Source organism: Thermodesulfovibrionia bacterium (genome assembly GCA_030646035.1).
GTDB lineage: Bacteria > Nitrospirota > Thermodesulfovibrionia > UBA6902 > UBA6902 > JACQZG01.
The window spans coordinates 137,291-163,701 of the sequence record JAUSMY010000023.1; the positions used below are offsets into that span (position 1 = coordinate 137,291).

At 46.8% G+C, this 26,411-nt stretch carries 24 protein-coding genes and 1 pseudogene; 6 read left to right on the top strand and 19 right to left on the bottom strand.

Going from position 1 to position 26,411, the window contains the following annotated elements; all coding sequences use genetic code 11:
* Positions 1-7: 7 nt before the first annotated feature.
* Positions 8-664: a GMP/IMP nucleotidase gene (gene yrfG / locus Q7U10_03525; protein MDO8281687.1), complete on the bottom strand. Its 657-nt coding sequence runs from the start codon at positions 662-664 to the stop codon at positions 8-10.
* Between the two features lie 132 nt (positions 665-796).
* Here yrfG and Q7U10_03530 point away from each other — a divergent pair, with 132 nt between their 5' ends.
* From Q7U10_03530 to Q7U10_03545, 4 genes are all read left to right on the top strand, one after another.
* Positions 797-1,738 (top strand): bifunctional 5,10-methylenetetrahydrofolate dehydrogenase/5,10-methenyltetrahydrofolate cyclohydrolase, encoded by a 942-nt coding sequence (locus tag Q7U10_03530; protein MDO8281688.1) that lies wholly within the window; start codon positions 797-799, stop codon positions 1,736-1,738.
* Between the two features lie 137 nt (positions 1,739-1,875).
* Entirely contained in the window at positions 1,876-2,463 is a 588-nt protein-coding gene (locus Q7U10_03535) for a hypothetical protein (protein MDO8281689.1), read from the top strand.
* 41 nt (positions 2,464-2,504) lie between these two features.
* Positions 2,505-3,038 carry a Slp family lipoprotein gene (locus Q7U10_03540; GenBank protein ID MDO8281690.1) on the top strand — a complete coding sequence of 178 codons (534 nt, stop codon included), beginning with the start codon at positions 2,505-2,507 and terminating at the stop codon, positions 3,036-3,038.
* Positions 3,039-3,206: 168 nt separating this feature from the next.
* Positions 3,207-3,524, top strand: a complete 318-nt coding sequence (locus Q7U10_03545) for a PilZ domain-containing protein (GenBank protein ID MDO8281691.1) — start codon at positions 3,207-3,209, stop codon at positions 3,522-3,524.
* Between the two features lie 44 nt (positions 3,525-3,568).
* On the opposite strand, the gene gyrA is transcribed toward Q7U10_03545, so the two are convergent.
* From gyrA to dnaA, 4 genes are all read right to left on the bottom strand, one after another.
* The gene (gyrA, locus tag Q7U10_03550) at positions 3,569-6,088 is read right to left on the bottom strand and encodes a DNA gyrase subunit A (protein ID MDO8281692.1); all 2,520 of its coding nucleotides are present in this window, start codon (positions 6,086-6,088) and stop codon (positions 3,569-3,571) included.
* Positions 6,089-6,153: 65 nt separating this feature from the next.
* Positions 6,154-8,565 carry a DNA topoisomerase (ATP-hydrolyzing) subunit B gene (gene gyrB / locus Q7U10_03555; GenBank protein ID MDO8281693.1) on the bottom strand — a complete coding sequence of 804 codons (2,412 nt, stop codon included), beginning with the start codon at positions 8,563-8,565 and terminating at the stop codon, positions 6,154-6,156.
* A gap of 42 nt (positions 8,566-8,607) precedes the next feature.
* Complete coding sequence (dnaN, locus tag Q7U10_03560) at positions 8,608-9,717, bottom strand: DNA polymerase III subunit beta (protein ID MDO8281694.1); 1,110 nt, start codon at positions 9,715-9,717, stop codon at positions 8,608-8,610.
* Positions 9,718-9,755: 38 nt separating this feature from the next.
* Positions 9,756-11,093 (bottom strand): chromosomal replication initiator protein DnaA, encoded by a 1,338-nt coding sequence (dnaA, locus tag Q7U10_03565; GenBank protein MDO8281695.1) that lies wholly within the window; start codon positions 11,091-11,093, stop codon positions 9,756-9,758.
* Between the two features lie 240 nt (positions 11,094-11,333).
* Here dnaA and Q7U10_03570 point away from each other — a divergent pair, with 240 nt between their 5' ends.
* A complete protein-coding gene (locus Q7U10_03570; protein ID MDO8281696.1) occupies positions 11,334-12,113 on the top strand; it encodes a segregation/condensation protein A in 780 nt (259 codons plus the stop codon).
* Positions 12,114-12,132: 19 nt separating this feature from the next.
* Here Q7U10_03570 and Q7U10_03575 read toward each other — a convergent pair whose 3' ends face one another.
* From Q7U10_03575 to selD, 3 genes and pseudogenes are all read right to left on the bottom strand, one after another.
* Complete coding sequence (locus Q7U10_03575) at positions 12,133-12,765, bottom strand: DUF4919 domain-containing protein (GenBank protein ID MDO8281697.1); 633 nt, start codon at positions 12,763-12,765, stop codon at positions 12,133-12,135.
* Between the two features lie 19 nt (positions 12,766-12,784).
* On the bottom strand, positions 12,785-13,213 hold the full coding sequence (locus tag Q7U10_03580; protein MDO8281698.1) for a HEAT repeat domain-containing protein: 429 nt from the start codon (positions 13,211-13,213) through the stop codon (positions 12,785-12,787).
* Positions 13,203-14,171, bottom strand: a pseudogene (gene selD, locus Q7U10_03585) (selenide, water dikinase SelD). Before selD ends, Q7U10_03580 begins: the two are co-directional and overlap by 11 nt.
* 163 nt (positions 14,172-14,334) lie before the next feature.
* On the opposite strand from selD, the gene Q7U10_03590 reads away from it, so the two are divergent.
* A complete protein-coding gene (locus Q7U10_03590) occupies positions 14,335-15,552 on the top strand; it encodes an MFS transporter (GenBank protein ID MDO8281699.1) in 1,218 nt (405 codons plus the stop codon).
* 48 nt (positions 15,553-15,600) lie between these two features.
* Here the strand turns inward: Q7U10_03590 and Q7U10_03595 are convergent, their stop codons facing one another.
* The 11 genes from Q7U10_03595 to Q7U10_03645 all read right to left on the bottom strand — a co-directional run bounded on the left by Q7U10_03595 (position 15,601) and on the right by Q7U10_03645 (position 26,109).
* On the bottom strand, positions 15,601-16,419 hold the full coding sequence (locus tag Q7U10_03595; GenBank protein ID MDO8281700.1) for a cytochrome c: 819 nt from the start codon (positions 16,417-16,419) through the stop codon (positions 15,601-15,603).
* Positions 16,420-16,541: 122 nt separating this feature from the next.
* On the bottom strand, positions 16,542-16,979 hold the full coding sequence (locus Q7U10_03600) for a hypothetical protein (GenBank protein ID MDO8281701.1): 438 nt from the start codon (positions 16,977-16,979) through the stop codon (positions 16,542-16,544).
* Positions 16,980-16,989: 10 nt separating this feature from the next.
* A complete protein-coding gene (locus tag Q7U10_03605; protein MDO8281702.1) occupies positions 16,990-18,696 on the bottom strand; it encodes an AarF/ABC1/UbiB kinase family protein in 1,707 nt (568 codons plus the stop codon).
* A 9-nt stretch (positions 18,697-18,705) separates the two neighbouring features.
* Positions 18,706-19,020, bottom strand: coding sequence for a phasin family protein (locus tag Q7U10_03610; GenBank protein ID MDO8281703.1), 315 nt, complete (start codon positions 19,018-19,020; stop codon positions 18,706-18,708).
* Positions 19,021-19,038: 18 nt separating this feature from the next.
* Positions 19,039-21,675 (bottom strand): alanine--tRNA ligase, encoded by a 2,637-nt coding sequence (gene alaS / locus Q7U10_03615; GenBank protein ID MDO8281704.1) that lies wholly within the window; start codon positions 21,673-21,675, stop codon positions 19,039-19,041.
* Positions 21,676-21,770: 95 nt separating this feature from the next.
* Entirely contained in the window at positions 21,771-22,232 is a 462-nt protein-coding gene (locus Q7U10_03620) for a regulatory protein RecX (GenBank protein ID MDO8281705.1), read from the bottom strand.
* Positions 22,213-23,544, bottom strand: a complete 1,332-nt coding sequence (locus Q7U10_03625; protein MDO8281706.1) for a type IV pilus twitching motility protein PilT — start codon at positions 23,542-23,544, stop codon at positions 22,213-22,215. Before Q7U10_03625 ends, Q7U10_03620 begins: the two co-directional genes overlap by 20 nt.
* A 4-nt stretch (positions 23,545-23,548) precedes the next feature.
* Positions 23,549-24,553: a recombinase RecA gene (gene recA, locus Q7U10_03630; protein ID MDO8281707.1), complete on the bottom strand. Its 1,005-nt coding sequence runs from the start codon at positions 24,551-24,553 to the stop codon at positions 23,549-23,551.
* Positions 24,554-24,612: 59 nt separating this feature from the next.
* Complete coding sequence (gene thpR / locus Q7U10_03635) at positions 24,613-25,176, bottom strand: RNA 2',3'-cyclic phosphodiesterase (protein MDO8281708.1); 564 nt, start codon at positions 25,174-25,176, stop codon at positions 24,613-24,615.
* Positions 25,177-25,213: 37 nt separating this feature from the next.
* On the bottom strand, positions 25,214-25,684 hold the full coding sequence (locus tag Q7U10_03640) for a phosphatidylglycerophosphatase A (protein ID MDO8281709.1): 471 nt from the start codon (positions 25,682-25,684) through the stop codon (positions 25,214-25,216).
* A 2-nt stretch (positions 25,685-25,686) separates the two neighbouring features.
* Complete coding sequence (locus tag Q7U10_03645; protein MDO8281710.1) at positions 25,687-26,109, bottom strand: OsmC family protein; 423 nt, start codon at positions 26,107-26,109, stop codon at positions 25,687-25,689.
* Positions 26,110-26,411: the final 302 nt, after the last annotated feature.

Here is a 26,411-nt window from a genome sequence, read left to right on the forward strand (position 1 = left end):
CCTGCTGTTACATCAATTGCCTGAAGTCGGTGATGGACTGAAAGTGCTCTGACTTGCCATGCTCAGCCTTTGAGTTCGCATGCGCTTTGAAGAGGAGATATTTTATCCCGTAATCCCTTGCCGTCTTCAGCACGTCTTCAGTGTCATCGATGAATAGGGAATGCTCTTTTGTAAATCCGAGCTTCTTCTCGGCCTTTTCCCAGAACTCCAGGTACTCTTTCGGATGACCGACATCAAAAGAGCAGAGGACAGAGTCGAAATATTCCCCGATGGCGGTCTTCTTGAACTTTATATTGACCGTCTTGTAATGCGCGTTTGTCAGAAGGAATACCTTCTTCTTCTCTTTCCTGAGCATCTTGAGAAAATCAATAACATGAGGATGCACTTCGATGAGATGCCTTATCTGCTCCTTCAGTGCCGGGATATCAAGCTTCAATTCACTTGACCAGAAGTCGATATCGCACCAGTTCAGTGTCTTCTCATGGTGTTTATATGTTTTATATAGATAATCCTGCGCAGCGCCGAATGTAATATCATGTTTTTCAGCATACTTTTCCGGCACGAGATGCTTCCAGAAATAATCATCGAAATAGAGGTCAAGCAGCGTCCCGTCCATATCGAGTAGAACGTATTTTATATCTTTTAACGGTATATTCTTTAACATTTATGCTCCTTTGATTTTATGCGAGGTATTAAAGTTTAACATTTTCCACGGTATGGATTAAGGCGCGGTTCAATGGTAAAATTAGCATAACAAACTAATGAGACGGTCATTGATAACAGAAAGGCGGATAACATGGCAGAGATAATGAAGGGGCACAGCCTCTCGGAAAAGATAAAAGAGAGGGTGAGAAAGGATGTCGAACACCTCAAAGAACACGGCATAGATGTCGGGCTCGGGCTGCTCATGTTTGATGACAATCCTGCGGCAAAACAATATTTCCTCGCAACCTTAAAGGCCTGCAAAAAGGCCGGGGTAAAGGCGTATGAATATATCCTGCCGGCTGACGCTTCAGTGAATGAGATGCTGAATAAAGTTCACTCCATTAATAATGATGAGAGGATAAACGGGCTTCTGGTGCTCTTCCCTCTTCCAAAAAAGATTAACCCGCGCAGGATAGTTAATGAGATACTTCCTGAAAAGGATATAGACGGACTCGGCTCACTCTCTGTCGGGAGACTTGCGGCTGACGAGTCCACATTTCAGATATTTAAGAACGGTGGTTACGATAACCTCTATGAAGGCATGGCCATGCACGCTATCTCAAGCTATCTGCCCTGCACACCGTTCGGCGTCATCAGGCTTATAGAGAGCTACGGAATTGATATAAAGGGCAAACATGCCGTTGTTATCGGCAAGAGTCTTGCTGTAGGGAAGCCGCTTTCACTTATGTTCCTTGCAAAAGAAGCCACTGTCACCGTCTGCCACAGGGAGACAAAGGACCTCGGCAATTTCACAAGACAGGCGGATATACTCTGCTCTGCAACAGGAGTAAAAGGCCTGATCACAGGAGATATGGTCAAGGTAGGCGCCGTGGTTGTCGACATAGGCATCAATGTTCTTAAGGACGGCAGCATAGTCGGAGATGTTGATTTTGGATCAGTCGAAAAGAAGGCGTCCTTTATAACGCCTGTTCCCGGCGGGGTGGGACCTGTGACCATAGCCATGCTGCTTGAGAACACAGTTCGCTCGGCCCAGAGAAACCAGCTCATGAAACACCCGCTAATAGTAGGGTAATTGCCTTCTGTATCTCTTGAATGCGGCTTATTTTGAAAGGCTTCAAATTTAAATATTTTCCAGTATATAATATTGTTGAAGTAAATAAAATATAAGTTTTTATATTAAAGTTTCAGCAGACAAGTGAAACCCATTCTATGAAGATTAAAGAGATACTTGGAGAAGAATTAAGCGCTTCCATTAAAGAGATAAGGAGCGATACTGACAATTACGCTGAATTGGTCTTTCAGAGTGAGGATCTCTCAAAATGGAACAATATACTGGCTGAGAGGCTGGGGCCACCGATAGAATATGAGGAAATTGACGAACTTGAGATATTATCTGAGAAACAACCCGCTACAAGGAGCAAGCTTGCGAGGATACTTGCCCACTCAATAGGCGGGATCAAAAAAGGGCAGCTTTTACATTACGGTATTTATAAAGGAAGCGTAGTCCTGATAGTTCTCTGGCCGTGGAAAGATAATAATAATGTTACATTGAAAAAATTATCATATGTAGAAGATGTATTCACTAAACAGGAGTGCCGGAAATATGACAGAAGGGCCCTCAAGGACAGGAGAAAAATGGGCGGGTCAAATAATTACAAAGGCCCTCAGAGAAGGTATCATATCAGAAGAAAAACAGCTAATAGAAGGGCACTGCCGAATTATCTTATAGATAACTTCCTTATCTCATTAACTGCTTCTTCCGATGATGGCTCATCAGTCGAACAGAAAGATAGTTAACCCCCTTTTACTATCCCGCAAAAATCGTGTAAGATTCAGGTATGAAGCGCCTTTTTTTTATTTTCCTTATCTCAATTAATTTTATCTCCTGCGCGTCTGTACTCAGGCAGGACCTTGCCGGGCAATCGGTTTATAACTTCACATTGACAGATGTAGCACAAAACCCGGGCTTCTATCAGGGCAAAACCCTTATGTTCGGAGGGGTTATAGCTAAAACCACTTTGACAAAGGAAGGTTCGCTTATCGAAGCTTTGTACGTAGCTGTTGATTCAAGGGGATATCATCAGGGTATTGATAATTCCGCAGGAAGGTTTCTGGCTATTTTCCCCGGCAGCGCCAAGATCCTTGACCCTATGATCTTCCAGGAAAAAAGAGAGGTAACTATCGCCGGTGAATATATCGGGACGCGCAAAGGTATGATCGATGAGATCGAATACACTTATCCTCTTTTTAAGATCGTAGAACTTTACCTATGGGAAGAGGTTAAGGAAGACTATTACAGATATCCCCGGCACCGCTTTGAAATGGGTTATCCATGGCATTACGGGTATGGGCTTTGGTGGGAAGACAGATAAGTCATTCACGTTAGCTTTCAGAGAACCCCTTAGTTGCGCAAACATACCAATAAGCCCCCGTTATCTGTCTATGACAACTTTAAATTTGCAGGCCCGGGGTTTTGATGATATAAACAGAATATAAAACAGGATATTTAACTTAATAAAAAAAATCAAAGGAGTTTTAGCATGATTTGCCTTACAAAGAAGATAATTAATATTAAGGCAAAACTTTTATCCGGGAACTCAACTTTCCAGGGCGTGACAAGCAGTATTTGTGAGGATGGCCTGTATATGAGAACCTTCCCGCTGGAAGCAGACATGAATATATATCCCGGCTCAGAAGTTCAGGTCAAACTTGAACCGCAGGATAAGGAACCTATCTGTCTTAACTGCAGGGTAAAGTGGCTATACAAGACCCCGCCGCATAAACTGACCAACAGCATAGGCGTTGAGATCGTGGATGCCCTTCCGAATTACAAAGAGCTATTGAAGGAACTGCTGTAGCGTTCATCCAATAGCTCTTTAAGCTGTCTTGTTTTCAAAAGGTTTTATTTTTTCTCTGCTATATCCTCGTTACTCTCTTCTTCATCTTTTTCAGCGACAAGTGCGATCCCGACGACCTTGTCGTTTTCGGCGAGCTTTATGAGTGTGACCCCCTGGGTTGCCCTGCCGATAAGGGATATGCTTGATGCCTTCATGCGGATAAGCTTGCCGCTGTTTGCTATGATTATTATCTCATCATCTTTTGTGACCTTGAGCACGCCGACCACCTTGCCGTTCTTGACAGTGACCTTGATCGTGAAGACACCTTTGCCGCCCCTGCTCTGAAGCCTGTATTCACTCGCCTTGGTCCTCTTGCCGAATCCGTTCTGTGTAACAGTAAGAAGCGTTGTCTCCTCATCCAGAACATCCACAGAGACAACCTCATCATCAGCTTTGAGCCTGATGCCCCTCACTCCCTTTGCAGTGCGCCCCATGGACCTGACATCTTTTTCATTGAAGCGTATTGAGAGGCCGTTCTTTGTGCTGAGATTTATATCCTCATCCCCGCCGGTTATCCTTACGCCTACAAGTTCGTCCCCTTCCTCAAGCGATATGGCGTTAATGCCGTTTGCCCTCGGATGGCTGTATGCCTCAAGAGCTGTCTTCTTGACGGTGCCCTTTCTTGTTGCCATGACCAGATACTGGTCATTCCGGAACTCTTTGACCGGGAAGACAGCCGTTATCCTTTCATGCGGAGATATTTTTAAAAGGTTCACGATGGCCCTGCCTTTTGTGGCCCTGTCGCCTTCAGGTATCTCATAGACCTTGAGCCAGTATAGCCTGCCGAAATTTGTAAAGAATAGGGCATAGTCATGCGTCGATGCCTTAAAGAGTGTCTCGACCAGATCCTCCTCTCTCTCAATTACAGGAGCTTGCGCGTCCGTTGATGTAACAGCTGTTCCATCCGCAGCCTTCTTCGCTGTGCCTGCTCTTAGAGACATGCCCTTCTTTCCGGTGCCGCCCCTCTTCTGGCTCTTGTAGAGATCAGCTGCTGTTCTCTTCACAAAACCAAGGCGGGAGATCGTGACGACCATATCTTCTTCGCTGATAAGGTCCTCTATAGTTATGTCTTCTGCCTCGCCTGTGATCGTTGTGCGCCTCTTGTCTGCGTACTTCTCTTTTATCTCGGTAAGCTCTTCCTTGATGATGTTATTGATGAGTTCAGGGCTTGCAAGGATTGATATAAGCCTCTCTATCTCTTTAATAAGGGCTTGATAGTCTTCGATTATCTTGTCCCGCTCAAGTCCTGTCAGCCTCTGCAGCTTCATATCAAGGATCGCCTGCGCCTGGAGCTTTGTGAGAGGGAATTTATTCATCAGTCCCTCAAGAGCTTCGGCAGGTGTCTTTGACGCCCTTATGAGTTTGATTATCGCGTCAAGGTTATCAAGAGCTATCTTGAGCCCTTCGAGTATGTGGGCCCTCTCCCTTGCCTTTCTCAGTTCGAACTCGGTCTTTCTTGTGATGATGATCCGTCTGTGCTGCAGAAAGAGAGAGAGTATCTGCGCAAGGTTGAGCACCTTCGGCTGTCCGTTGACTATGGCAAGGAGTATGACGCCGAATGTGGTTGCCATGGGGGTATGCTTGTAAAGCTGGTTAAGCACGACCTGAAGGAAGGCGCCTTTCTTGAGTTCGATAACAACCCTTATGCCTTTGCGGTCTGATTCATCCCGCAGGTCAGAGATTCCGTCGATCTTCTTTTCACGCACAAGCTCTGCTATCTTTTCAACAAGCCTTGATTTATTCACCTGGTACGGCAGTTCGGTGATGATGATACGTGTGCCCTTCTGATACTCTTCCTCTTCTGTCTTTGCCCTGATCCTTATCAGTCCCCTGCCGGTCGTGTAGGCGTCGTTTATGCCTTTTCTCCCGTATATGGCGCTGCCTGTCGGAAAGTCAGGCCCCTTGATCTTTTTCATCAGCGCGGAGATCTCAACATCAGGGTCAGCTATCATCATAAGAAGTCCGTCCACCACCTCGCCGAGATTGTGCGGCGGGATATTTGTCGCCATGCCGACTGCGATGCCGGAGGAGCCGTTGATGATAAGGTTCGGAACCTTTGAAGGCAGAACGGTAGGCTCAGTCGTGGTCTCATCATAGTTGGGGATGAAATCAACCGTCTCCTTATCTATGTCAGTGAGCATCTCCTCTGCTATCTTTGTAAGCTTTGCCTCTGTGTAACGGTATGCAGCAGCAGGGTCGCCGTCAACAGAGCCGAAGTTGCCCTGTCCGTCCACAAGTATATTCCGCATGTTGAAATCCTGCGCAAGCCTGACAAGCGCGTCATAGACTGCGGAGTCGCCGTGCGGGTGATACTTCTTGAGCACCTCTCCGACAACACCGGCGCATTTTGAATATCTCTTGCCCGGAAGCAATCCTTCCCTGAGCATCGCGTAGAGTATTCTCCGCTGGACAGGCTTGAGTCCGTCCCTTACATCAGGAAGCGCCCTGCCTATAATTACGCTCATCGCGTAATTAAGGTAGGATGTCTTCATCTCTTCTTCAATATTTATCACTGAACGTTCCATATGATCTCCTTAAAAAAGCTGTCAGCATTCAGCCGCCAGCAGATAATATCAACCGACTGCTGTGTTTAAATATCTAAATTGCTTACCTCAAGCGCGTGCTGTTCGATAAAAGCCTTTCTCGGCTCGACATTGTCGCCCATGAGGGTAGTGAATATATGTTCGCACTTTACCGCGTCTTCAATGGTTACCTGAAGGAGAGTTCTCTTCTTCGGGTCCATGGTCGTCTCCCAGAGCTGCTGAGGGTTCATCTCGCCGAGGCCTTTGTACCTCTGTATGTTTATTCCGTGTTTTGCTATTGATAATATGTGGTCAAGCAGGTCCCTGATCTTTTCAAACTCAATCGTCTCTTCTTCATGGATGATCTTAAATGGAGGGCGGCCCAGTTCCTTCAGGCCTAAGCGCAGGGCCTGGAATTCCCTGAAATCAGGTGAGGCGAAAAGTTCGTTATCAATGACGAGGGTCATGCCGTCTCTCTCTGTTCGTGCCCGGAACGCCTGATGCTCTTCATCCTCTTCTATGGTTTCTGACATCCCGGGGAATTTTGACTTAAGCTGTTTGAGCAGGCCCTTCATGCTCACATTGTCTTTTATGCTCTCTTTATTCCCGCCAAGGTCAATGATCGCGTTGATCATCTTTGTGTCTATCTTCCTTCTTGAATACCATTCTGTGAGCTTAGCGAGTTTTGACAGTTTTTTAATATGCGGGATTATAGTCTTGCCGGCAAGCAGGCTGTTTTCAGCCTGTATCGTTATCTCATCTGAGGCAAGCTCAAACAGCATATCCTCCAGCTCCCTCTCATTCTGTATGTATTTTTCAGTCTTGCCCTTCTTTACCTTAAAGAGCGGGGGCTGTGCAATATAAAGGTATCCTCTCTCGATCATCTCATGCATCTGCCTGAAGAAGAATGTCAGAAGAAGCGTCCTGATATGCGCGCCGTCCACGTCAGCGTCAGTCATGATTATTACCTTATGATAACGCGCTTTAGCGATATTGAAATCATCAGAGCCGATACCCGTGCCCAATGCGGTTATCAGGATCTTTATCTCATCGGAATTAAGCATCTTGTCAAACCGCGCCTTCTCAACGTTGAGGATCTTTCCTTTTAGCGGGAGAATTGCCTGGTTCTGCCTGTCCCGGCCCTGTTTTGCAGAGCCGCCGGCTGAATCACCCTCAACGATGAATATCTCGCTCAACTCGGGGCTTTTTTCAGCGCAGTCAGCCAGCTTGCCGGGCAAGCCTGTGTTTTCAAGCGCGCCTTTTCTCCTTGTGAGGTCTCTTGCTTTTCTCGCGGCATCCCTTGCCCTTGATGCCTGGATCGCCTTTTCGATTATCTTTTTCGCGACAGAAGGGTTTTGTTCAAAGTAGTAGCCGAGGGTGTCATTGACAAGCGACTCGACTATCCCTTTCATGTCGCTGTTTCCGAGCTTGGTCTTTGTCTGGCCTTCAAACTGCGGGTCAGGAAGTTTTACACTTATGATAGCTGTAAGCCCTTCACGTATATCATCACCGGTAAGGGTTTCAGCCTGATTCTTGATTATGCCGTTTGCTGTTGCGTAACTGTTGGCAGTTCTTGTAAGCGCTGATTTAAAGCCCACGAGATGCGTGCCGCCTTCTTTGGTGTTGATGTTATTGGCAAAAGAGTAGAGCGTCTCAGAGTATCCGTCATTATACTGAAGCGCCACTTCCACGGAAGTTCCATCCTTCTCTTTCTCAACGTATATCGGGTTAGGATGAAGAGGGGTCTTGTTCTTGTTCAGATGTTCAACGAAAGAGACTATGCCGCCTTCGTAATGGTATTCATCTTCTTTGCCTGACCTTTCGTCAGAGACTTTGATAGTGATGCCCTTGTTCAGGTATGCGATCTCCCTGAACCTGTTGCTCAGTGTGTCATAACTGAATTCAACGCTCTCGAATATCTCTGAATCAGGCTTGAATGTGACCTTGGTGCCCCTCTTTTTTGTCTTGCCCACCTTTGTGAGCGGGCCTAACGGAATGCCCCTTTTGTAATGCTGTTCCCATACCTCGCCGTTCTGCTTGATCTCAAGGTCAAGCTGTTCCGAAAGGGCATTTACCACAGATACGCCCACACCGTGGAGCCCGCCGGATATTGCGTACGCCTTGTTCTCGAACTTGCCTCCTGCGTGAAGCTCGGTAAGCGCTATCTCCGCAGCTGTTCTCTTTTCCGGATCAGTCGGATGCACGCCTGTCGGGATACCCCTGCCGTCGTCAACAACTGTTATGCTGCCGTCAAGATGTATGGTTATGTTTATCTCGTTGCAGTAGCCGGCAAGCGCCTCATCAACGCTGTTGTCGGCTATCTCATAAACGAGATGGTGAAGGCCGTCAAAACCCGTGCTTCCTATATACATCGCCGGCCTCTTTCTTACTGCGTCCAGGCCCTTAAGAACTTTGATATCCCCTGCGCCGTAGCTGTCTTCTTTTACTTCTTTCGTATTTTCGTTCGTATTTTCGTTCATCTATGTCCCCTTAGTTTTCACTTCCCGTTTTCACTTTATTTCTCAGACCCTCATCGGCATTATTACGCATCTGGCGCCTTCACCGCCTGTCTCTACAAGCAGAGTGGGGCTCAAAGGTTCCTGTATCTCAAACCTTATTGATTCACCGTCCATTGCCTGAATGGCATCCATAAGGTAGCGCGCGTTGTATCCGATGGATACCGGCTCTCCCTTATACTGGGCTGCGATCTCCTCTCTTGCCTCACCGATATCCGGGTTGATCGAGATGAGTGTGATCTTGCCGGCCTCTATGTCAAACCTGACGGCATTTGTCCTCTCCCTGCTCATTATGGATGTTCTTCTCAGCGCCTTCAGGCAGGTGACCTTATCTATTATCACTTCTTTCTCATTGCCTTTCGGTATCACCTGATCATAGTTGGGGTAGTTGCCCTCAATAAGCCTTGATGTCAATACGATATCGCCTATCGTAAAGAAGATATGGTTCTTGGCGAGATGCAGGGTTATTTCGCCTGAGCTTGTTTCAAGTATCCGCCTGAGTTCCATGGCAGCTTTTTTAGGCAGGATCAGCTTCATCTCTTCGGAGATATCACCAGCTATCTTATTTGAGATGATAGCAAGTCTGTGGCCGTCGGTCCCGACCATTATGATCTCTGTGGTCTTCTTTCCGGGGATGAGGTGTATCAGCAGGCCGTTCAGAGTGTATCTTGTGTCGCTCTCGCCTGTGGCATAGACTGTCTTTTCGATCATATTTTTAAATGTGCCGGCATCTATGCTGATATCTTCCGCCTTTGTCATCTCCGGCAGGGTCGGATACTCTTCCTCCGGCAGGCCCATCAGTTTAAAAGTGCTTTTGCCGGATGTGATCCTCAGCCAGTTATTCTCCTGTGACTCGAGCAGTATATCTCCATCTACCTCTTTGACTATTTCAAAGAGCTTTCTTGCCGGTATACATAGACTGCCTTTTTCTATTATCTCTCCGTCTACAGGGCCTTTCAGTGCGATCTCCAGGTCAGTGGCCATTATGGATGTGGCCTTATCGACCTTCAGCATGAAATGGCTTAGAATAGGCATGGTCGTCTTCTTGTCCACAATTCCCTGGATATTTTGTAGCGCCTTCTGCAGTTCTTCTTTTTCTATCCTGAGTTTCATCATCTCCTCCTAAAATTTCAGACTATAAATTTTTTATGTTATTAGATCTCGCGTGATTTTTTTATCAGGTATTCAACCTTTGCATTGAAGTCCTTGTCATTTTTCCTCTGCTCTTCAATGAGCTTGCAGGCGTGTATGACTGTAGAGTGGTCTTTGCCGCCGAACTTTCTTCCGATATCACTGAGGGACGAGTGGGTCAGGATCTTGCAGAGATGCATCGCTATCTGTCTTGGGAATGCGATATCCCTCGTCCTCTTTTTTGCCTTGATGTCCTGGATCTTCAACCCGTAATATTCACAGACTATCTTCTGGATGTACTCGACTGTCAGCGCCTTTTCCTCATCATGGATCATATCCTTGAGTATGGTCCTTGCCATCTCCACGGTTATCTCCTTGCCTGAAAGTGACGAGTGCGCCCCGAGCCTTATCATCGCAGCCTCAAGGTCTCTGATATTGGACCTTATCTTGTTTGCGAGAAGAAGCGAGACATCCTCAGGAAGATATATGCCTTCGAGTTCAGACTTCTTTCCGAGTATAGCCATCTTTGTCTCTACCTCAGGGGGCTGTATATCCGCGATAAGCCCCATGCCGAACCTTGACCTGAGCCTCTCGGTGATATCTGATATGTCCCTTGGCGGCCTGTCGCTTGAGAATATGATCTGCTTATGCCTGTCGTACAGTGAATTGAATGTATGAAAGAGCTCGTCCTGAGTGGCATTCTTCCCGGCTATGAACTGGATATCATCAATGAGAAGGACATCGAAATTCCTGAACTTCTCCTTAAAGCTGTCCATCTTTTTGTTCCGCATGGAGTTGATAAACTCATTGGTGAATTGTTCAGCCCGCGCATACATCAGCTTTATGTCAGGATTCTTATCGATTATGTTATTGCCGATAGCGTTCATCAGGTGTGTCTTGCCGAGGCCGACCCCGCCGTATATGAAGAGCGGGTTATATGCAGTGCCCGGAGAATCAGCTACAGCATTGGCAGCGGCATGGGCAAACTGGTTGCTCGGCCCTACAACATAAGACTCAAAAGTGAACTTCGGGTTAAGAAAGATGCCGCGTTTTGCCAGCTTGACCCTTCTGTTCTCCTGTTTTACCTCGACCTTTTTCAGCGCAACGGATTCTTTTTTTTCAGTGATCTTGTACTTGGCAGAGACGTTCTCTTTCAGCAGCCCTGAGAAAGTTGTTGCGATAAGCAGGGGGAAGTGGTCCTCTATCCATTCCTTAAAGAACTTGTTCGGGACCTCAAGGGCTATCTGCTGGTCTTTCAGCGATAAGAACTTTATCGGCCTGAACCAGAGGTCAAAGGTCTGGCCGCCGATCTTTTCCTGAATGATTTCAAGGGTTTTATCCCAGGTTTCCTGTACGTCCATCTCTTTTTCCAAGTGCAATGAAAGGGTTCCTTAAAGTAATTAAAAATTATAGTTATCAACAATTGTGAATAACTTGTTGATAACGCCTGAAGAAGGGTTAAGTATTATATACGATAACAACACGCATAGGCAAGCATTTTTTATTAAGATTTATCTATGAAAATTAATCATTGATTTAAGCCGAATCCGTGCATAAAAAGTCAAGAAAAAAATTAATTCCGTGTTATAATAACCCCCGAAATGAGCGAAGATATTTTACAAGCAGAAGAGCAGGAAAATTTCCTCTTTAAGATGCCTGATTTTGAGGGGCCGCTCGATCTCCTTCTTCACATGATAAGAGAGGAGAAGATCGATATCTATGACATACCTATAGTTCATATTACCAAACAGTATCTCGAGTATATTGATCTCATGAAGGAGCTGAACCTTGAGATAGCCGGAGAGTTCCTGGTAATGGCTGCCACGCTCATACATATCAAGACAAAGATGCTGCTGCCTCCTGATGAAGTGGCAGCTGACGAAGCTGTCGAGGACCCGAGGTCAGAGCTTGTCATGAGGCTGCTGGAGTATCAGGCGTTCAAAGACTCTTCATCCTATTTAAGAAAGAGGGAAGAGACATGGAAGAATGTCTTTCACAGGCCTCTTCCGCAAAAAGATGATTTTGATTTTGAGCCTGAGCCGCTCTTTGATGAGATGAGCGTATTTGACCTGATCTCCGCATTCAAGGAACTGCTTAAGACCGCGCCCATGCAGATGCTCGAGATAACCAGAGAGACGCTCACGATCTCCGACAAGATAAACTTCATTGTTGAAAGGCTTGAGAAAGAGGACGGGATAAGGTTTCAGGACCTCTTTGAAGGCAACTATACAAAGGTCTCGATCATAGTGACCTTTCTCGCGCTGCTTGAGATATCAAGGCTCGGACTCGCAAGGATATATCAGGAGAAGGGCTTTGGTATCATATGGATAATCAATCCTGACAAGATGGGCGCTGCTCCGGCTGTGGAAATTTCTTCTTAAATCCTCTCTGTCACCATCCCTAAATCTTCTTCCCCAACCAGCCCAAGGGAATATCCACGTTAAAATACAATACTGAACTCTGCCCGGTCTTTAGGTCTGTGGCCTTAAATACATCATAGCTGTGCCCGTCTTCATTGACCAGTTTCTGTTCATCTGCCTGAAGTTCCAGGAGCTGCAGGATTGCGTATTCTTCCTTATCGGTGATGACCACAAAGGCTGTCTTTGGGGACTCACCGTCTCCGGAAGCAAGGATGGAGTTCAGCAGGCCGTTAACTACAAAATCATGAAAACCTGACCTCTCCGAATTCCCGATCTCCTGATAGGCGAATGTTAATAATAAATGAGCATCAAGATCGACATAATTTTTATCTAATATCAGGTTGGCATAGCTGACGGCTTCTTCAAACTTCCCTTCATTGAACGCACGGTACATCTCTTCGCTTTTTTTCTGATCAGAAGCATATGGATTATATTTGGCTGTCTTTGAGTATAGAAGTCTCAGTTTGGTGAAATCAGATGACTCGTCGCATGCCTTGACCTTTGCAAGTTCGGAATCGTAAAGGCTGTTCTCATCTGCTTGTGAGGAGGCGCAGAATGCCATTGAAAATAATATGCAGATTATTGCGATTGACTGCCTGATGGCTTTTGTCATTTTGGCAATATGAATTATGTTATTCGCCGTTTATTATCTTTTCAGAAAGCGCGTTCTGTCTGATTGCCTCTATGGATTCATCAATCACTTCTTTTACGTGCTCGTGGCCTTCATCCTGAGCTTTCACTAAATAAGGAAGGGCATCTTTGTGTCCTATGATGCCGAGCAGATGTGCTGCGTCACCGCGTATGGAAGGGATTGAATTATGCAGCTGCTCTGCTATTCCGGGTATGGCTGCATGGAGGTGGACATAGTCTTCATCTATCAGGGACTCAACCAACGCAATCGTGCCTATCCGTACACGCAGCCTTTCATCTCCGATGATATCTCCGATGATGCTGTAGAGGCTTTTATCCTGCCTGAACATCGCTATTATGTTGTCAAGAAAACCGCTCTCCATATAGTCGGCGATCATCTTCTTCATCTCATCCAGATCGTTATCTGACAATAACCGCACCTTTGCCTTTAACAACCTCTCCGATTATCCAGTAAGGAGCATTCTCCTTATTCATAAACTTCTTGAATTTTGCGAGCCCTTTTTGCGGCAGGGCTATGAGCATGCCGCCGGATGTCTGCGGGTCAGAGAGGGCTATCTTGTCGATATCTGAAAGCCTGTCTGAGAACTTTGAATTTTTGCTGCAGAACTCCAGAGTCTTTTTTGCGCCTTTAGGTATCACGCCTGCTGCGATAAATTCTTTGACCCTGTCCATGAACGGGACTTCATCATATGAGATGACAAGATTCTTTTTAGAGCTTGCCGCCATGTTCAGCGCATGCCCGAGCAGCCCGAATCCGGTTACATCGGTTGCAGACTGAGACCCGGCTGCAACAGCAGCCTTTGCAGCGGTTTTATTCAGCGTCAGCATCGAGTCAATTACATCTTTTAATCCGGCCTCTTTCATCTTTTTGAGTTTTACAGCTGAGGTCAGTATGCCTGTGCCGAGCTTTTTTGTGAGGATGAGTATCTCGCCTTCAGACGCTCCGCCGGCTCTTAATATCTTATTTTTCTCGACGACCCCTGAAACAGCAAAACCGAACTTTATCTCATTGTCTTCTATGCTGTGGCCTCCGATAAGGCAGACATCTGCTTCATGAAGCTTGTCCATTGCGCCCTTCATAAGGCTTCTTATGACATCAGGGCCGAAATCGCAGGATGCGTATCCAAGGATGGCGAGTGCGGTGAGAGGCCTCCCTCCCATTGCGTAAACATCACTCACAGAGTTTGCAGCGCAGATCGCCCCAAAGGTGTATGGGTCGTCAACTATCGGCGTTATAACATCAACCGTCTCCACCATAAGTGTGTTTTTATAGCGGAATACGCCGGCGTCATCTCCCGGGCCAACGACAACGCTCCGGTTCTTGCATTTATACAGGTCTGTCAGAATCTCCGATAGGTCCGCCGGACCTAATTTGGCTGCTCAGCCTGCTGCTTTTACTTTTTCAGTAAGCCTTATCTTCTTCATCACGTTATGATACTGTATGGAGTTTTTCATGTCAAAAGATAATAACGAAGTTACGCCGGCATAAAGGCACAAGGCAAAGAGGGGGTTGTGTTATATTAATTTGACCATGTCCTTTAAAGTTTTTTCATCGCTTTACAACAGGAACTTCCGCCTTTACTGGTTCGGGCAGGTGATATCCCTTACCGGCACGTGGATGCATTCTGCCGCTCAGGGGTGGCTTGTGCTGAAGCTGACCGATTCGCCTTTTTATCTCGGCCTTGTCGGCGCTGCTGCATCACTGCCTTCGGTTGTCTTTTCATTGGCAGGCGGCGTTGCAGCTGACAGGTTATCAAAGAGGAAGATACTCATTGCGGCGCAGGTCGTGCTCATGTTCCTTGCGTTATTGCTCGCCTTCCTGGTCATGGCAGATGTGGTGACTGTCTGGCATGTCGTGGCGATAGCTTTTTTTGTCGGGACGACGCGCGCCTTTGATATGCCCGCGAGGCAGGCTTTTTTTATTGAGATGGTCGGTAAGGAGAATCTTATGAATGCGATAGCCCTAAACTCAGCCGCATTTAACGGTTCAAGGGTCATCGGCCCTTCTGTCGCAGGGTTAATAATAAGCTTCATGGGCATAGCAGCATGTTTTTTCTTTAACTCATTGAGCTTTCTGGCTGCGATCATAGGGCTTATGCTGATCAGGATCGCAGTATCTGAAAAGAAGGAAGAGGAGAGAAAGGGGGTAATGGAGGAATTCAAAGAGGGGATGAGGTATATATTCAGCGAGTCAAGCGTCTATACACTTTTGATGTTCATAGCGATAACCGGGTTCTTCGGGCTTCCTTATATAAGTTTTTTGCCGATATACGCGAGGGACATACTTAATACCGGAGCGGCAGGTTATGGTATATTGATGAGCGTTGCAGGTGCGGGCGCTTTTGCCGGAGCTATCAGCCTTGTGCTTAAAGGGGATCATTCAAGAAAAGGACTGCTGCTTGCCGTATCAGGGATCGTATTTTCGATAAGCCTGCTCATATTCTCTTTTTCAACTGCAGCCTGGCTTTCCAATGTCATGCTCTTCTTAGTCGGGTGGGGAGCGGTGAGCCATATAGCAACAGCAAACAGCATGCTGCAGCTTGCTGTCCCTGACAGGCTGAGGGGCAGGGTGATGAGCGCGTTTACGCTCGTCTTTCTCGGCACGGCAACTCTCGGGAACTTAGCGATTGGAAGCCTGGCGCATTATGTAGGCACGCAGCATGCGCTCGAGACGGTTGCCGGGACATGCCTGGTTGGGACATTAATACTTTTGCAGAAGAAAGCCGATATCATAAAAAATATGGGATGAGGAGATTAATAGCCCTCATCCCATACTTGAACTCTTTTTCAGAAAACCTTATTTAGGCAGTGTCTGTGAGTATCTTACTATATCCATTACATCCTGCATTGTATATCCTGTCTCTATGCCGGACGGCATCTTGTTCTCTTTTTCAGAGAGCTTCAGCCTGAGCCTGAGGGCGGGCATAATGCTGCCGGGCTGGCCAAACCTTATTTTGTGAACAAGTTCCCATGGGTTTGATACAGCAAGAGTCCCGACATACTCAGGGCTCTGGTCTGTGCCGAAGTTAAGCTCAGTGCCGTCAGCGCCGTGGCATTTAAGGCACATTTTTTCATACAGCACCTTGCCGTTCTTTGTATCAGCATTAAATGGTGCCTTTGTATTGTAGTCGATATATATCCTGTCGTCTATCAGCCCTTCTTTTAAAAATATGGCAAGGTTATTAATGGCGTCATAGTCCATGACATAGCTGAAATTATGAAAGGGATTTTTTGATCCCAGCAGTATCGCCTCTATATCCTTTAAAGACATTTTCTGGATCTGAAACACTCCGGCAAATCCTGTTTTATGGGAACCTGAGCTGTATGCTCCCTCGTTTCCAAGGTAATCCCAACCGTGGCATTCTTTGCATCTCCAGGTATCGCTGCCGCTTCTTTTGTTTGTGCTCTGCAGCGACCATAACGGCTGGTTTAGCTTCGGCTCTTCAGCCCCTTTGACAACCACCCACCATTGATCATAAAGCTTGCCGCCTTCAATGATCTTCAATGTGTTATCAACAGGCGCGTCTTCAGCCTGCTTGATGCCGGTTGCGCAGGAAGATATTAAAAATAAGATTGAAACAGTCAGGGTAAGGATTACAAAGGAATATCTTTTCATCGGATGCTCTCCTTTTAGAAATATATTATATGATCTGTGCAATTCAGGCGTGTCTCTTAATTGAATTTTATACTAATTCCATAAAAATTCAAAGGAAAAAATTTGTTTGATGAACGGCAATGCTATATCGTCTGAATATATTCATCAACCTCAGCTTTTGTTTTCGTAATCAATTCACTTACGGCATCTGTCAGCGCCTTCAGGTCATCCCATTTGATATTGAAAATATAGTTGTAGATGAAGTAATTGCGGAATGCCAGATACCTTGACAGGTCCTGATAAAGGTCAGGTGGCAGTATGCCGATCTCGTTCGCTTTTTTAAGAACGATCTCGTGCCATCCCGGCGAGTCTTTTATATCGAGCTTGTCGTAGATAAGCATCTGTTTAAGAATGGTTTCAACACCGCTGTAGATGTTTATGATAAAGGTGGCTATTGACGCCTGTTCGGCTATTGTATGTTCCTGCTTGCCTTTGTCATAAACAGAGTGCAGGTGCTGAAGGATAACGTCAATATTCTTAAATTCATCTTCACAGTTTTGCTTCAGTTCATCGATCGTCATTGTTTGTCTCCTATAGTCTTCCGGATTTTAGAATGGATATAAGCAGCCACAAGCCTAACAGGAACGCGATAAAGAATCCGATCGCCCCTATGGCAGGCAGGCCGAATATTGTTGTGCCTATGCCTGACTGGATCAGAAGCGACGAGCCGATAATGATCGAAGCCACTATCACGCTGAAGGCGAGCCGGTTGCTTGAACGGTCGATATCTCTTATAAGCCTGTCTATGCCTATCGGGTCGACCTTCAGGCTTATCTCATTCTTTAACGCCTTTGCCAAAAGCCTGTTGATCTGTCTTGGCGTATCGATTAGCAGGTTGCTGATCTCTGATATATTGTCTTTAGCCTTGTCAAAGATCCTCTGAGGGTTAATCCGGCTCTTTACAAGTTTTGCCGCATACGGCTCAGCAGCGGCTATGAAATTAAAATCAGGGTCAAGCTGCCGCCCTATATTATCAAGCATCAGAACTGTCTTATTGACCAGTATCAGGTCAGACGGTATCGTCAGCCCGTGTTTTATGGCGAGGCGTGTGACCTTCTCCATATAGTCAATAAAATTTATCTCTGAGATGGTAAGGCCGTAAACAGGTTCGAGCAGATCCACCAGGTCGCTCTTGAACTTTTTCCTAAAGATGTCCTGATCCACACCGTCGCTTAAAAGGCCGAGTTCGATATACTCATCTATAAGTCTGTCAAAGTCTTTATTAAAGAATGCCAGAAATGTGTTGGCTATGCTCTCCATCATCTCAGGCGTCAGCCTGCCGGTCATGCCGAAGTCCATGAGGCCGAGCCTGCCGTCCGGAAAGACGAACATGTTTCCGGGGTGAGGGTCTGCGTGAAAGAAGCCGTCCTCAAATATCATCTTAAAATATATATTGAGGCCGTTTTTGGCGAGCTTGGGCCTGTCAATACTCAGAGTGTCTATGGCCTTGATATCATCTATCTTTACGCCTTCGATCCTCTCCATTACCAGGATCTTTTCAGTTACAAAATCTGTATAGACAAGCGGGATATAGACTATCTTGCTGTCAGCGAAATTTCTTCTGAAGCGCTGCGCGTTCCTCGTCTCTCCGATAAAGTCGAGCTCTTTTGTGACGGTCTTTGCGAATTCATCGACAATGCCTTCGGGGTTTAAAAACGATGCTTCGGGAATGTGCCTGACCATAAGGCGCGCTATAATTCTAAGGATGGATATGTCGGTCTCTATTGTTTTATGTATGCCGGGCCTCTGCACCTTTACAACGACCTTCTCCCCGCTTATTAAAGTCGCGTTGTGAACCTGTGCAATGGAGGCTGCTGCAAAAGGCTCGTCTTCAAAATCTGCGAATATCTTCCCGATGGATCTCTTAAGCTCGGACTCTATCATAGCCCTGGCTTCTTCAGCAGGGAAGGGGGGCACATCATCCTGGAGTTTCCTGAACTCGTCAGCATACTCGCTGGTTATAATATCGGGCCTTGAGGATAGTATCTGGGCGAGCTTTATAAAGGAGGGGCCGAGTTCGCTGAAGGCTATTCTGAGCCTTTCAGGTATCGTGAATTTTTCAGGCTCCTTCCATTGGCCGAATACCCTGATCCTCTTTCTGAGGGGGATAAATCTTTGCAGGTTTATCTGTTCGATGAACTGCCCGAAGCCGTGCTTCAGAAATACATTTACTATCTGTCTTATACGGGCGATATTTCTATATCCCCGCCAGAACCTTAGTAATCCTGAGAAAGCCATATCTTATGATCACTCTTTATTGAGCGATCTTTCGAGTTTATCCACTTTCTTTGAAAGCGCCTGGACCTTTTTATTAAGTTCCTCGACTTCTGATTTCTTAGGTATGTTGATAGTATCGAGGGATTTATTAATAAGGTCAGTTATGTTCTTTTCAAAGTCTTCTTTGGTCTTGCCCGCCTTTTCAGACCATTCGTCAAATAGCTTCTTGCCCTGTGCCTCGCTGAGCTCTCCCTTATTGATTAGCTCGTCTACGAACTCCTTGAACTTCTCCTGTATCCCAAGCCCTGCCATACATGTTTTCTGAAAGATATCAGATAATGACATAACAAACCTCCTAATTAATTATTTTGCCTCTCCCTTAATTATATCAGGTACTGAGGAGATTGCCATATCAATAGCGTCGATATCTTTTGTCCCGCCCTGCGCCATATCAGCCCTGCCGCCGCCCTTGCCGCCGGTGACGCTCTTTAATATATTTCCCGCGTGGAAATGGGAGGCGAGGTCCTTTGTGACGAGTGATACATATGACGCCTGGCCGTTAAGTATGGAGCCGAGGACGATGACCCCGGAGCCTATCTTATCTTTCAGTTTGTCCGCCAGATCTCTGAGCGTCTTCATATCAAGCCCGTCTATCTTGTGTGCAAGCACCTTTATGCCGTCTATCTCAACCGTCTTTCCAAGGATGCTCTCTATGTCCTGAGAGGCTGAACTGCTCCTCAGCTTTTCCATCTCCTTTTCCAGAAGCTTGAGGTCGCTTAAGGCCTTTCGCACTTTCTCTGCAACATTAAGAGGGGTTGCCTTAAGAAGGCCGGCAGCTTTTTTCAGCTCTTCTTCCTCGTCATTAATGAACTTATGCGCGTAAAAGCCGGTCAGCGCCTCTATCCTTCGTATGCCTGCAGCCGCGCTTCCTTCAGAGATTATCTTGAACGGGCCGATATCCCCGGTCGCGTCACAGTGCGTTCCCCCGCACAGTTCGGCAGAGTAATTTCCCGCCTTTACGACCCTGACCGTCTCACCGTATTTTTCACCAAAGAGCGCCACCACTCCATGGGCTATCGCATTATTAAGAGATGTCTCAGAGACATGGACAGGCATGTTCTTGATCACCTTTTCATTAACTATCCTCTCAACCTCTTTGATCTCCCTTTCATCCATGGCAAAGAAGTGGTTGAAGTCAAACCTCAGCCGGTCAGGCGCTACGAACGAGCCTGCCTGTTTTATATGATCGCCTAACACTTCCTTCAGCGCCGCGTGCAGAATATGCGTGGCGGTATGATTGCGTTTGACAGCCTCTCTTCTCTCGTCATTTATTATAGGCTTTACATAAACGTCAGGCCTTAAAGTCCCTTTGATTATCCTTGCTGAATGAAGAATAAGGTTGTGGGTTCTTTTTGCATTCATCACTTCAAGCTTCAAGAGCCCTTCGCCGTGCTCCATTATGCCGGTATCGCCCACCTGTCCGCCTGATTCTCCGTAGAACGGGGTCTTGTCCAGAACTACTTCAACCTCTTCGCCTTCTTTGGCCTCTTTTATAATGGCGCCGTTCTTTATCATCGCCCTGACCACGCTCTCTGTTTTATCCGGCGCGTCATAGCCGGTGAACTCAGTGGCCCCGACAAGCGTTTCGATCTCTTTGTATATCCCTGAAACTTCCTCTCCGCCTCCGACCCATGATGCGCGCGCCTTTGTCTTCTGAAGCTCCATCTCTTCATTAAAGCCTTTTTCATCTATCTTCAAGCCGTTGTCTTCGGCAATGTCTCTCGCAAGGTCAAGCGGAAAGCCGAATGTGTCATAAAGCTTGAATAGTTCGGTGCCCGGTATCATCTCTTTGCCTGATGCCCTTATCTCATTAATGACCTTATCCATCAGATCCATGCCTGAAGAGAGTGTATGCGCGAACCTCTCTTCTTCGAACTTGAGAACCTTTTTGCTCATCCCGATGTTCTCATTCAGTTCAGGATAAGAGCCGGACATTATCTCATACACTGCATCAAGAACATCATGCAGGAACGGCCCTTTGATGCCGAGCATGAGCCCGTGTCTCGCAGCCCTTCTTATGATCCTTCTTAAGACATAACCTCTTCCTTCATTTGAAGGCACCAGTCCTTCGGAAAGCACGAATGCCGATGACCTTATGTGGTCGGCTATGACCCGCATCGAGACGTCTGTTGCTTTGTCAGCGCCATATTTCTTCCCTGAAATGCCTGCAACATATTTTATTATCGGCATGAAGAGGTCTGAGTCAAAGTTGTTCTTCTTTCCCTGCATCACAGCGGCAAGCCTCTCAAGCCCCATTCCTGTGTCAATGCTCGGCTTGGGCAGCGGGTGAAGTTTGCCTGCCGCATCTCTGTTGTACTGCATGAATACGAGGTTCCATATCTCAAGGTATCTGTCGCAGTCGCACCCAACCATGCAGCCGGGCTTTCCGCATCCCATCTCAGGCCCCTGGTCTATAAGTATCTCAGAGCACGGCCCACACGGCCCTGTGTCGCCCATCTGCCAGAAGTTGTCCTTCTCTCCGAGCCTGAATATCTGGTTGGCAGGTATGCCTATATGCTTCTGCCATATCTCAGCAGCCTCGTCGTCATCATTGAAAACGGTTATCATCAGCTTGTCAGCCGGAAGTTTTACCTTTTCTGTGAGAAATTCCCACGCCCATTCACACGCCTCTCTCTTGAAATAATCGCCGAATGAGAAGTTGCCTAACATCTCAAAGAAGGTATGATGCCTTGCCGTCCTTCCGACATTCTCAAGGTCATTGTGCTTGCCGCCCGCCCTCAGGCACTTCTGAACGGTCACAGCCCGTTTATGCTGGCTTTCAACATCGCCCAGAAAGATTGATTTGAACTGGACCATGCCTGCATTGGTGAATAAAAGCGTGGGGTCATCAACAGGCAGAAGAGGGGAGCTTGGCATCGCCTTATGCCCTTTGTCCTTAAAGAAATCTATGAAGAGTTTTCTTATATCGCTGCTATTCATTCCGGGATTATTCTCCTGCTGATTTTTTGATACCGTATTATACAAAAATCCGTATATAAATATAGAAGTTATCGGCAGAAGCGTGGCAGATGGCGTTACTTCATCGCAGAGCTGACGGCCGCTTTTATCACATCAGAGGCAAAGCCCCTTCGCTGGAGCATTCCGTACAGCCTTCTCTTTATGACTTCTTCAGGCTGTTTGCTTAATGTTCTTAATTTTTTCTCGAGGAGTTTTTTTGCGGCTTCGTCTTCGTTCTCTTTTGTATGGGAGGAGATGACTTTAGATATAAGGTTTCTTTCTATCCCGCGTTTGTAAAGAAAGAGCTCCGCGCCTCTTTTTCCAAGTAATTTTCTTTCAATCGCGTGTTTTAGCAGCCCGTCAGCCAGGATCTCGTCATTGATAAGCCCGGCACGTTCGAGGTATTCAATTGTGCCGTTTATCTCATCATCTTCAAAGCCTTTTAACTTCAGCCGCTGGATCATCTCTTTGCGGCTTCTGGGGCGGTAGTCAATGAGTCTCAGGGCAGAACTTTTTGCGTCAGCTTGAGAACCTCTCATCAGAGACCTTATCTTTCTTTGGAGATTTTTTTGCGGGATCTGCATAGTCGGGAGAAGATTTATAAACTTCGGCCATCATCCTGAAGTCCTCTTTGTTCTTGGCCTTGGCTAAGGCGTCGCCGTATGAGATAGTGCCGTCTTTATATAATGCAAAGAGGGTCTGATCGTCAACGACAACTCCGGTTCCTTCTTTTCCTTTATCGCCTTTTCTGGTGTCATCCATAAATCTGGATGTTGACTGTATGCCCCTGACCATAAGCGCGAAGTCGTCAGGGTTGGTGGATCTGGTAAGGGCATCTTCGTATGTTACCAGGCCATCTTTATAAAGGTTGAGAAGCGACTGGTCAAATGTCTGCATGCCGTACTGGCTTGCGCCTTCAGCGATATAGTCGCTGATCATGCCGGTCTTATCCTTATCTTCAATGCACCCCTTGACGGTCTTGGTTGCGATAAGCACTTCTATAGCCGCGACCCTGCCCTTTCCGTCGGCAGTCGGCACGAGCCTCTGCGAGATTATTGCCTTAAGCACGGAGGCAAGCTGTATCCTCATCTGCTGATGCTGATGCGGCGGGAATACTGTGATGATACGGTTGATAGTCTCGGATGCATCCACCGTATGGAGCGTGCTGAGAACGAGGTGGCCTGTCTCAGCTGCGACAAGCGCTGTCTGGATCGTCTCATGGTCGCGCATCTCGCCGACGAGTATTACATCAGGGTCCTGCCTCAGAGATGCCTTCAGCGCCTTGGCAAAAGATACCGTGTCAGAGCCTGTCTCCCTCTGATTCACTATGCTCATATTGTCCCTGTGAAGGAACTCTATCGGATCTTCTATCGTCATGATGTGTTCATGCCGTGTGGTGTTTATATAATCAATGATCGCGGCAAGCGTGGTTGATTTACCGCTTCCCGTTGCTCCTGTGACCAGAATGAGGCCTCTCGCTTCAGAAGCGATCTTCTTCAGGATAGGCGGCAGCAGCAGGTCGTCAATGGACTTTATCTCCATAGGGATGACCCTGAAGACTATGCCGACGGTCCCTCTCTGGGAAAAGCAGTTGCATCTGAACCGCCCAAGTCCCGGGATGCTGTAGGCGACATCAACATCTTTTGTCTCATCAAAGACTTTAAGGTGATACTCGTTGAGGATGGCAGAGGCGATGCCTTTAGTATCATCGCCTGAGAGCCTTTCCTCGCCTTCCATAGGAACCAGTGTTCCGCTGATCCTTATGATCGGCGGGCTGCCCACTTTAATATGGAGGTCTGATGCCCCCATAGAAACCGTTTTTCTCAGTAATGCGTTTATATCTCTTGCCATATCTTTATTTCTTATGCTTCTTCATGCCGTAAGCCTCAAGCACTTTATCCTCTATCTCATTGGCGAGCTCAGGGTTTGACTTAAGATATTCCTTGGTGTTGTCTCTTCCCTGGCCTATCCGGTTGCCATTATAAGAATACCACGCTCCTGCCCTTTCTACAATTCCCTTTAATACCCCGTGTTCAATGATCTCGCCGGTCCTTGAGATGCCCTCATTGAAGTATATGTCAAATTCCGCCTGCTTAAAGGGCGGGGCGACTTTGTTCTTTACTACCTTCACCCTGACCCTGTTTCCGACAGACTCCTGAGCGTCTTTGAGCTGTTCTATCTTTCTGATATCAAGCCTTACCGATGAGTAGAATTTCAAAGCGTTTCCTCCGGTAGTTGTCTCCGGGTTCCCGAACATGACTCCAATCTTCATCCTTATCTGGTTTATAAAGATGACGGTTGTATGACTTTTTGAGATGGCGGATGTGAGCTTTCTGAGCGCCTGGCTCATAAGTCTTGCCTGAAGCCCCGGAAGGCTCTGCCCCATGTCGCCCTCTATCTCAGCCTGCGGAACCAGCGCGGCAACAGAGTCGATAACGATTAGATCAAGCGCACCGCTTCTGACAAGCGTCTCTGTCACTTCAAGCGCCTGTTCCCCTGAATCCGGCTGGCTCAAGAGAAGTTCGTTTATATTTACCCCGATCTTCTCGGCATATGTTACGTCGAGTGCGTGCTCAGCATCTATAAATGCGGCAGCGCCGCCTGCCTTCTGAGCCTGCGCAATCGCATTGAGCGTGAGGGTTGTCTTGCCTGATGACTCAGGCCCGTATATCTCAATGACCCTGCCTCTCGGAAAGCCGCCTACGCCGAGCGCTATATCAAGTCCGATGGAACCGGTCGGTATCACCTCGATTTCGGTTCTCCCCTCAGAGCCTAACTTCATTATGGAGCCTTTGCCAAACTGTTTCTCTATCTGTGAAATTGCCACTTCCAAAGCTTTTAAACGGTTCTTGTCAGTCATCGCGCTCCTCCGGGGTATTGTTATTCGTTATAGTGAATCGTCTATTTTACTTATAAGTATTACGGGTTAGTTAAAAGCGCCTCTGAGATCTTTGTATATACAGATCCTGAGTTAGTCAGGCTGCTCTTTATCAATACTGCTGTTTTAACCTCAAAAATCCCCTGGTTCTTCACCTTCTCTGACGTGACTGCTTCGAGCAGGGCATCCTTGTTTTCAGGTGACCGGAACCTCCCTATCGTCAGATGCGGGCTGAATACTCTATTCTCAGGCTTGAATCCGATTTCAGCCATGCTGCTCTCAATCTCTTTCTGAAGATCAATGATATTATTACTTCCGATTAGTCCGGCCCACAATACCTTTGGCGACATCGTGCCGGGAAATACGCCAAGTCCGGTCATCTCCAGGTTGAAAACTTTAAAGCCTTTGCATACGCCGCTGAGATTCTCTGATATCTTTTTTATATGATCTTCTGCTGTGTCGCCGAGGAACTTAAGCGTAAGATGGATATTTTCCGGCCTTACCCATCTTATGTCAGCTCCGTATTTTTGAAGTTCCCTCTGGGTTTCCGCCAGTGATTCCTTTATCTCTTCAGGCAGCTCTATGGCGATAAAACATCTCAGCATGCCATATAGAATAACATATCAAAGAGGTATGGTAAATTTAATAAATTAACCTGAAGAGCTGCAGGCAGATATTGGAATATACGGCAGCTAGAACATCATCGAACATGACTCCAAAGCCCCCCTTAAGCGCCCTTTCAACCTGCCTTACAGGAGGCGGCTTGACCACATCAAAGAGCCTGAAGACAAAGAATCCCGCTATAAGCCAAGGCAGCGTCTTTGGAAGAAAGAGCATTGTTATCAGGTAGCCGCAGACCTCGTCAATTACAATATGGCCGCTGTCTGTCTTGCCGAGCAGCTTTTCAGACTTGCCTGCCGCATAGACGCCGAGGATGAAGAGGGGGATGAATATTGCGATGAGGATATAGTCTCCAAAAAGAGATGTCATGTCCAGCATGTAGGCAAGCAGATATACAAAGAGGGCGGCAACGCCTGTGCCCCATGTGCCGGGCGCTATCGGCATGAAGCCTACAAAACCGAGTGTGGCTATGTGCTGCGGTATCTTCTTCATTCTCAGGCTTCCTGAATTATTTTATAGGAATGTTCGATCTTTGCTCCAGCGCCAAGCGTTGCGCCTACAGAGCAGTACTTATCAAGCGAGAGCTGGATAGCCCGTTTCAGCGCCTCCTCAGATATATCCTTTCCTTTTACAACATACTCAATATGAAACGAGGTGTATCTGTGCGGGTCAGTTTCTGCCTGTTCGGCAAAGACGTTTATCTCAAACCCTGTCACTATCTGCTGTTTCTTCCTCATTATTGATATAACATCCATACCTGTGCATCCGCCCAGTCCCATCAACAGCAGTTCCATCGGCCTTGAGCCGATATTCCTGCCGCCTGAAGAGGCAGGCGCATCCATCACGACCTCATGGCCTGAATCAGCACTCCCTGTAAACTGCATCCCGTCAACCAGCTTAACTATAGCTTTCGGCATTAATGGCCCTCCTGAAATTATTTGTATTTTCTAAAGTAAGGGAATGGCGATTTTTTGTCAATTGGATGATGATTATTTATCAAGCCAAAATAGAAATGTCCTGTGGGGATGTCTTTTTGAGAATCATAGAAGTGGTCAGCACGAAAGAGGTTATTTGTAAACAAAATAAGCCCTGCCCCTTAAATTAAGGGACAGGGCTTATCAAATACCTTCTTAATGCAGATAGATCTCAGCAGAAGCAAGGCTGTTCTTTAACTTCAAAGCCTTTTCAAGGTCTTCCATCTTTCCGGACAGCTCGGATA

Coding starts and splice junctions, on each gene's coding strand:
- yrfG (MDO8281687.1), bottom strand. CDS start 664: ATGTTAAAGAATATACCGTTAAAAGATATAAAATACGTTCTACTCGAT.
- dnaN (MDO8281694.1), bottom strand. CDS start 9,717: ATGATGAAACTCAGGATAGAAAAAGAAGAACTGCAGAAGGCGCTACAA.
- Q7U10_03570 (MDO8281696.1), top strand. CDS start 11,334: ATGAGCGAAGATATTTTACAAGCAGAAGAGCAGGAAAATTTCCTCTTT.
- gyrA (MDO8281692.1), bottom strand. CDS start 6,088: ATGGAACGTTCAGTGATAAATATTGAAGAAGAGATGAAGACATCCTAC.
- Q7U10_03620 (MDO8281705.1), bottom strand. CDS start 22,232: ATGAGAGGTTCTCAAGCTGACGCAAAAAGTTCTGCCCTGAGACTCATT.
- Q7U10_03540 (MDO8281690.1), top strand. CDS start 2,505: ATGAAGCGCCTTTTTTTTATTTTCCTTATCTCAATTAATTTTATCTCC.
- gyrB (MDO8281693.1), bottom strand. CDS start 8,565: ATGAACGAAAATACGAACGAAAATACGAAAGAAGTAAAAGAAGACAGC.
- Q7U10_03610 (MDO8281703.1), bottom strand. CDS start 19,020: ATGTCATTATCTGATATCTTTCAGAAAACATGTATGGCAGGGCTTGGG.
- Q7U10_03545 (MDO8281691.1), top strand. CDS start 3,207: ATGATTTGCCTTACAAAGAAGATAATTAATATTAAGGCAAAACTTTTA.
- alaS (MDO8281704.1), bottom strand. CDS start 21,675: ATGAATAGCAGCGATATAAGAAAACTCTTCATAGATTTCTTTAAGGAC.
- Q7U10_03595 (MDO8281700.1), bottom strand. CDS start 16,419: ATGAAAAGATATTCCTTTGTAATCCTTACCCTGACTGTTTCAATCTTA.
- Q7U10_03600 (MDO8281701.1), bottom strand. CDS start 16,979: ATGACGATCGATGAACTGAAGCAAAACTGTGAAGATGAATTTAAGAAT.
- Q7U10_03645 (MDO8281710.1), bottom strand. CDS start 26,109: ATGCCGAAAGCTATAGTTAAGCTGGTTGACGGGATGCAGTTTACAGGG.
- Q7U10_03640 (MDO8281709.1), bottom strand. CDS start 25,684: ATGAAGAAGATACCGCAGCACATAGCCACACTCGGTTTTGTAGGCTTC.
- Q7U10_03530 (MDO8281688.1), top strand. CDS start 797: ATGGCAGAGATAATGAAGGGGCACAGCCTCTCGGAAAAGATAAAAGAG.
- Q7U10_03535 (MDO8281689.1), top strand. CDS start 1,876: ATGAAGATTAAAGAGATACTTGGAGAAGAATTAAGCGCTTCCATTAAA.
- thpR (MDO8281708.1), bottom strand. CDS start 25,176: ATGCTGAGATGTTTTATCGCCATAGAGCTGCCTGAAGAGATAAAGGAA.
- Q7U10_03575 (MDO8281697.1), bottom strand. CDS start 12,765: ATGACAAAAGCCATCAGGCAGTCAATCGCAATAATCTGCATATTATTT.
- Q7U10_03590 (MDO8281699.1), top strand. CDS start 14,335: ATGTCCTTTAAAGTTTTTTCATCGCTTTACAACAGGAACTTCCGCCTT.
- dnaA (MDO8281695.1), bottom strand. CDS start 11,093: ATGGACGTACAGGAAACCTGGGATAAAACCCTTGAAATCATTCAGGAA.
- Q7U10_03625 (MDO8281706.1), bottom strand. CDS start 23,544: ATGGCAAGAGATATAAACGCATTACTGAGAAAAACGGTTTCTATGGGG.
- Q7U10_03605 (MDO8281702.1), bottom strand. CDS start 18,696: ATGGCTTTCTCAGGATTACTAAGGTTCTGGCGGGGATATAGAAATATC.
- recA (MDO8281707.1), bottom strand. CDS start 24,553: ATGACTGACAAGAACCGTTTAAAAGCTTTGGAAGTGGCAATTTCACAG.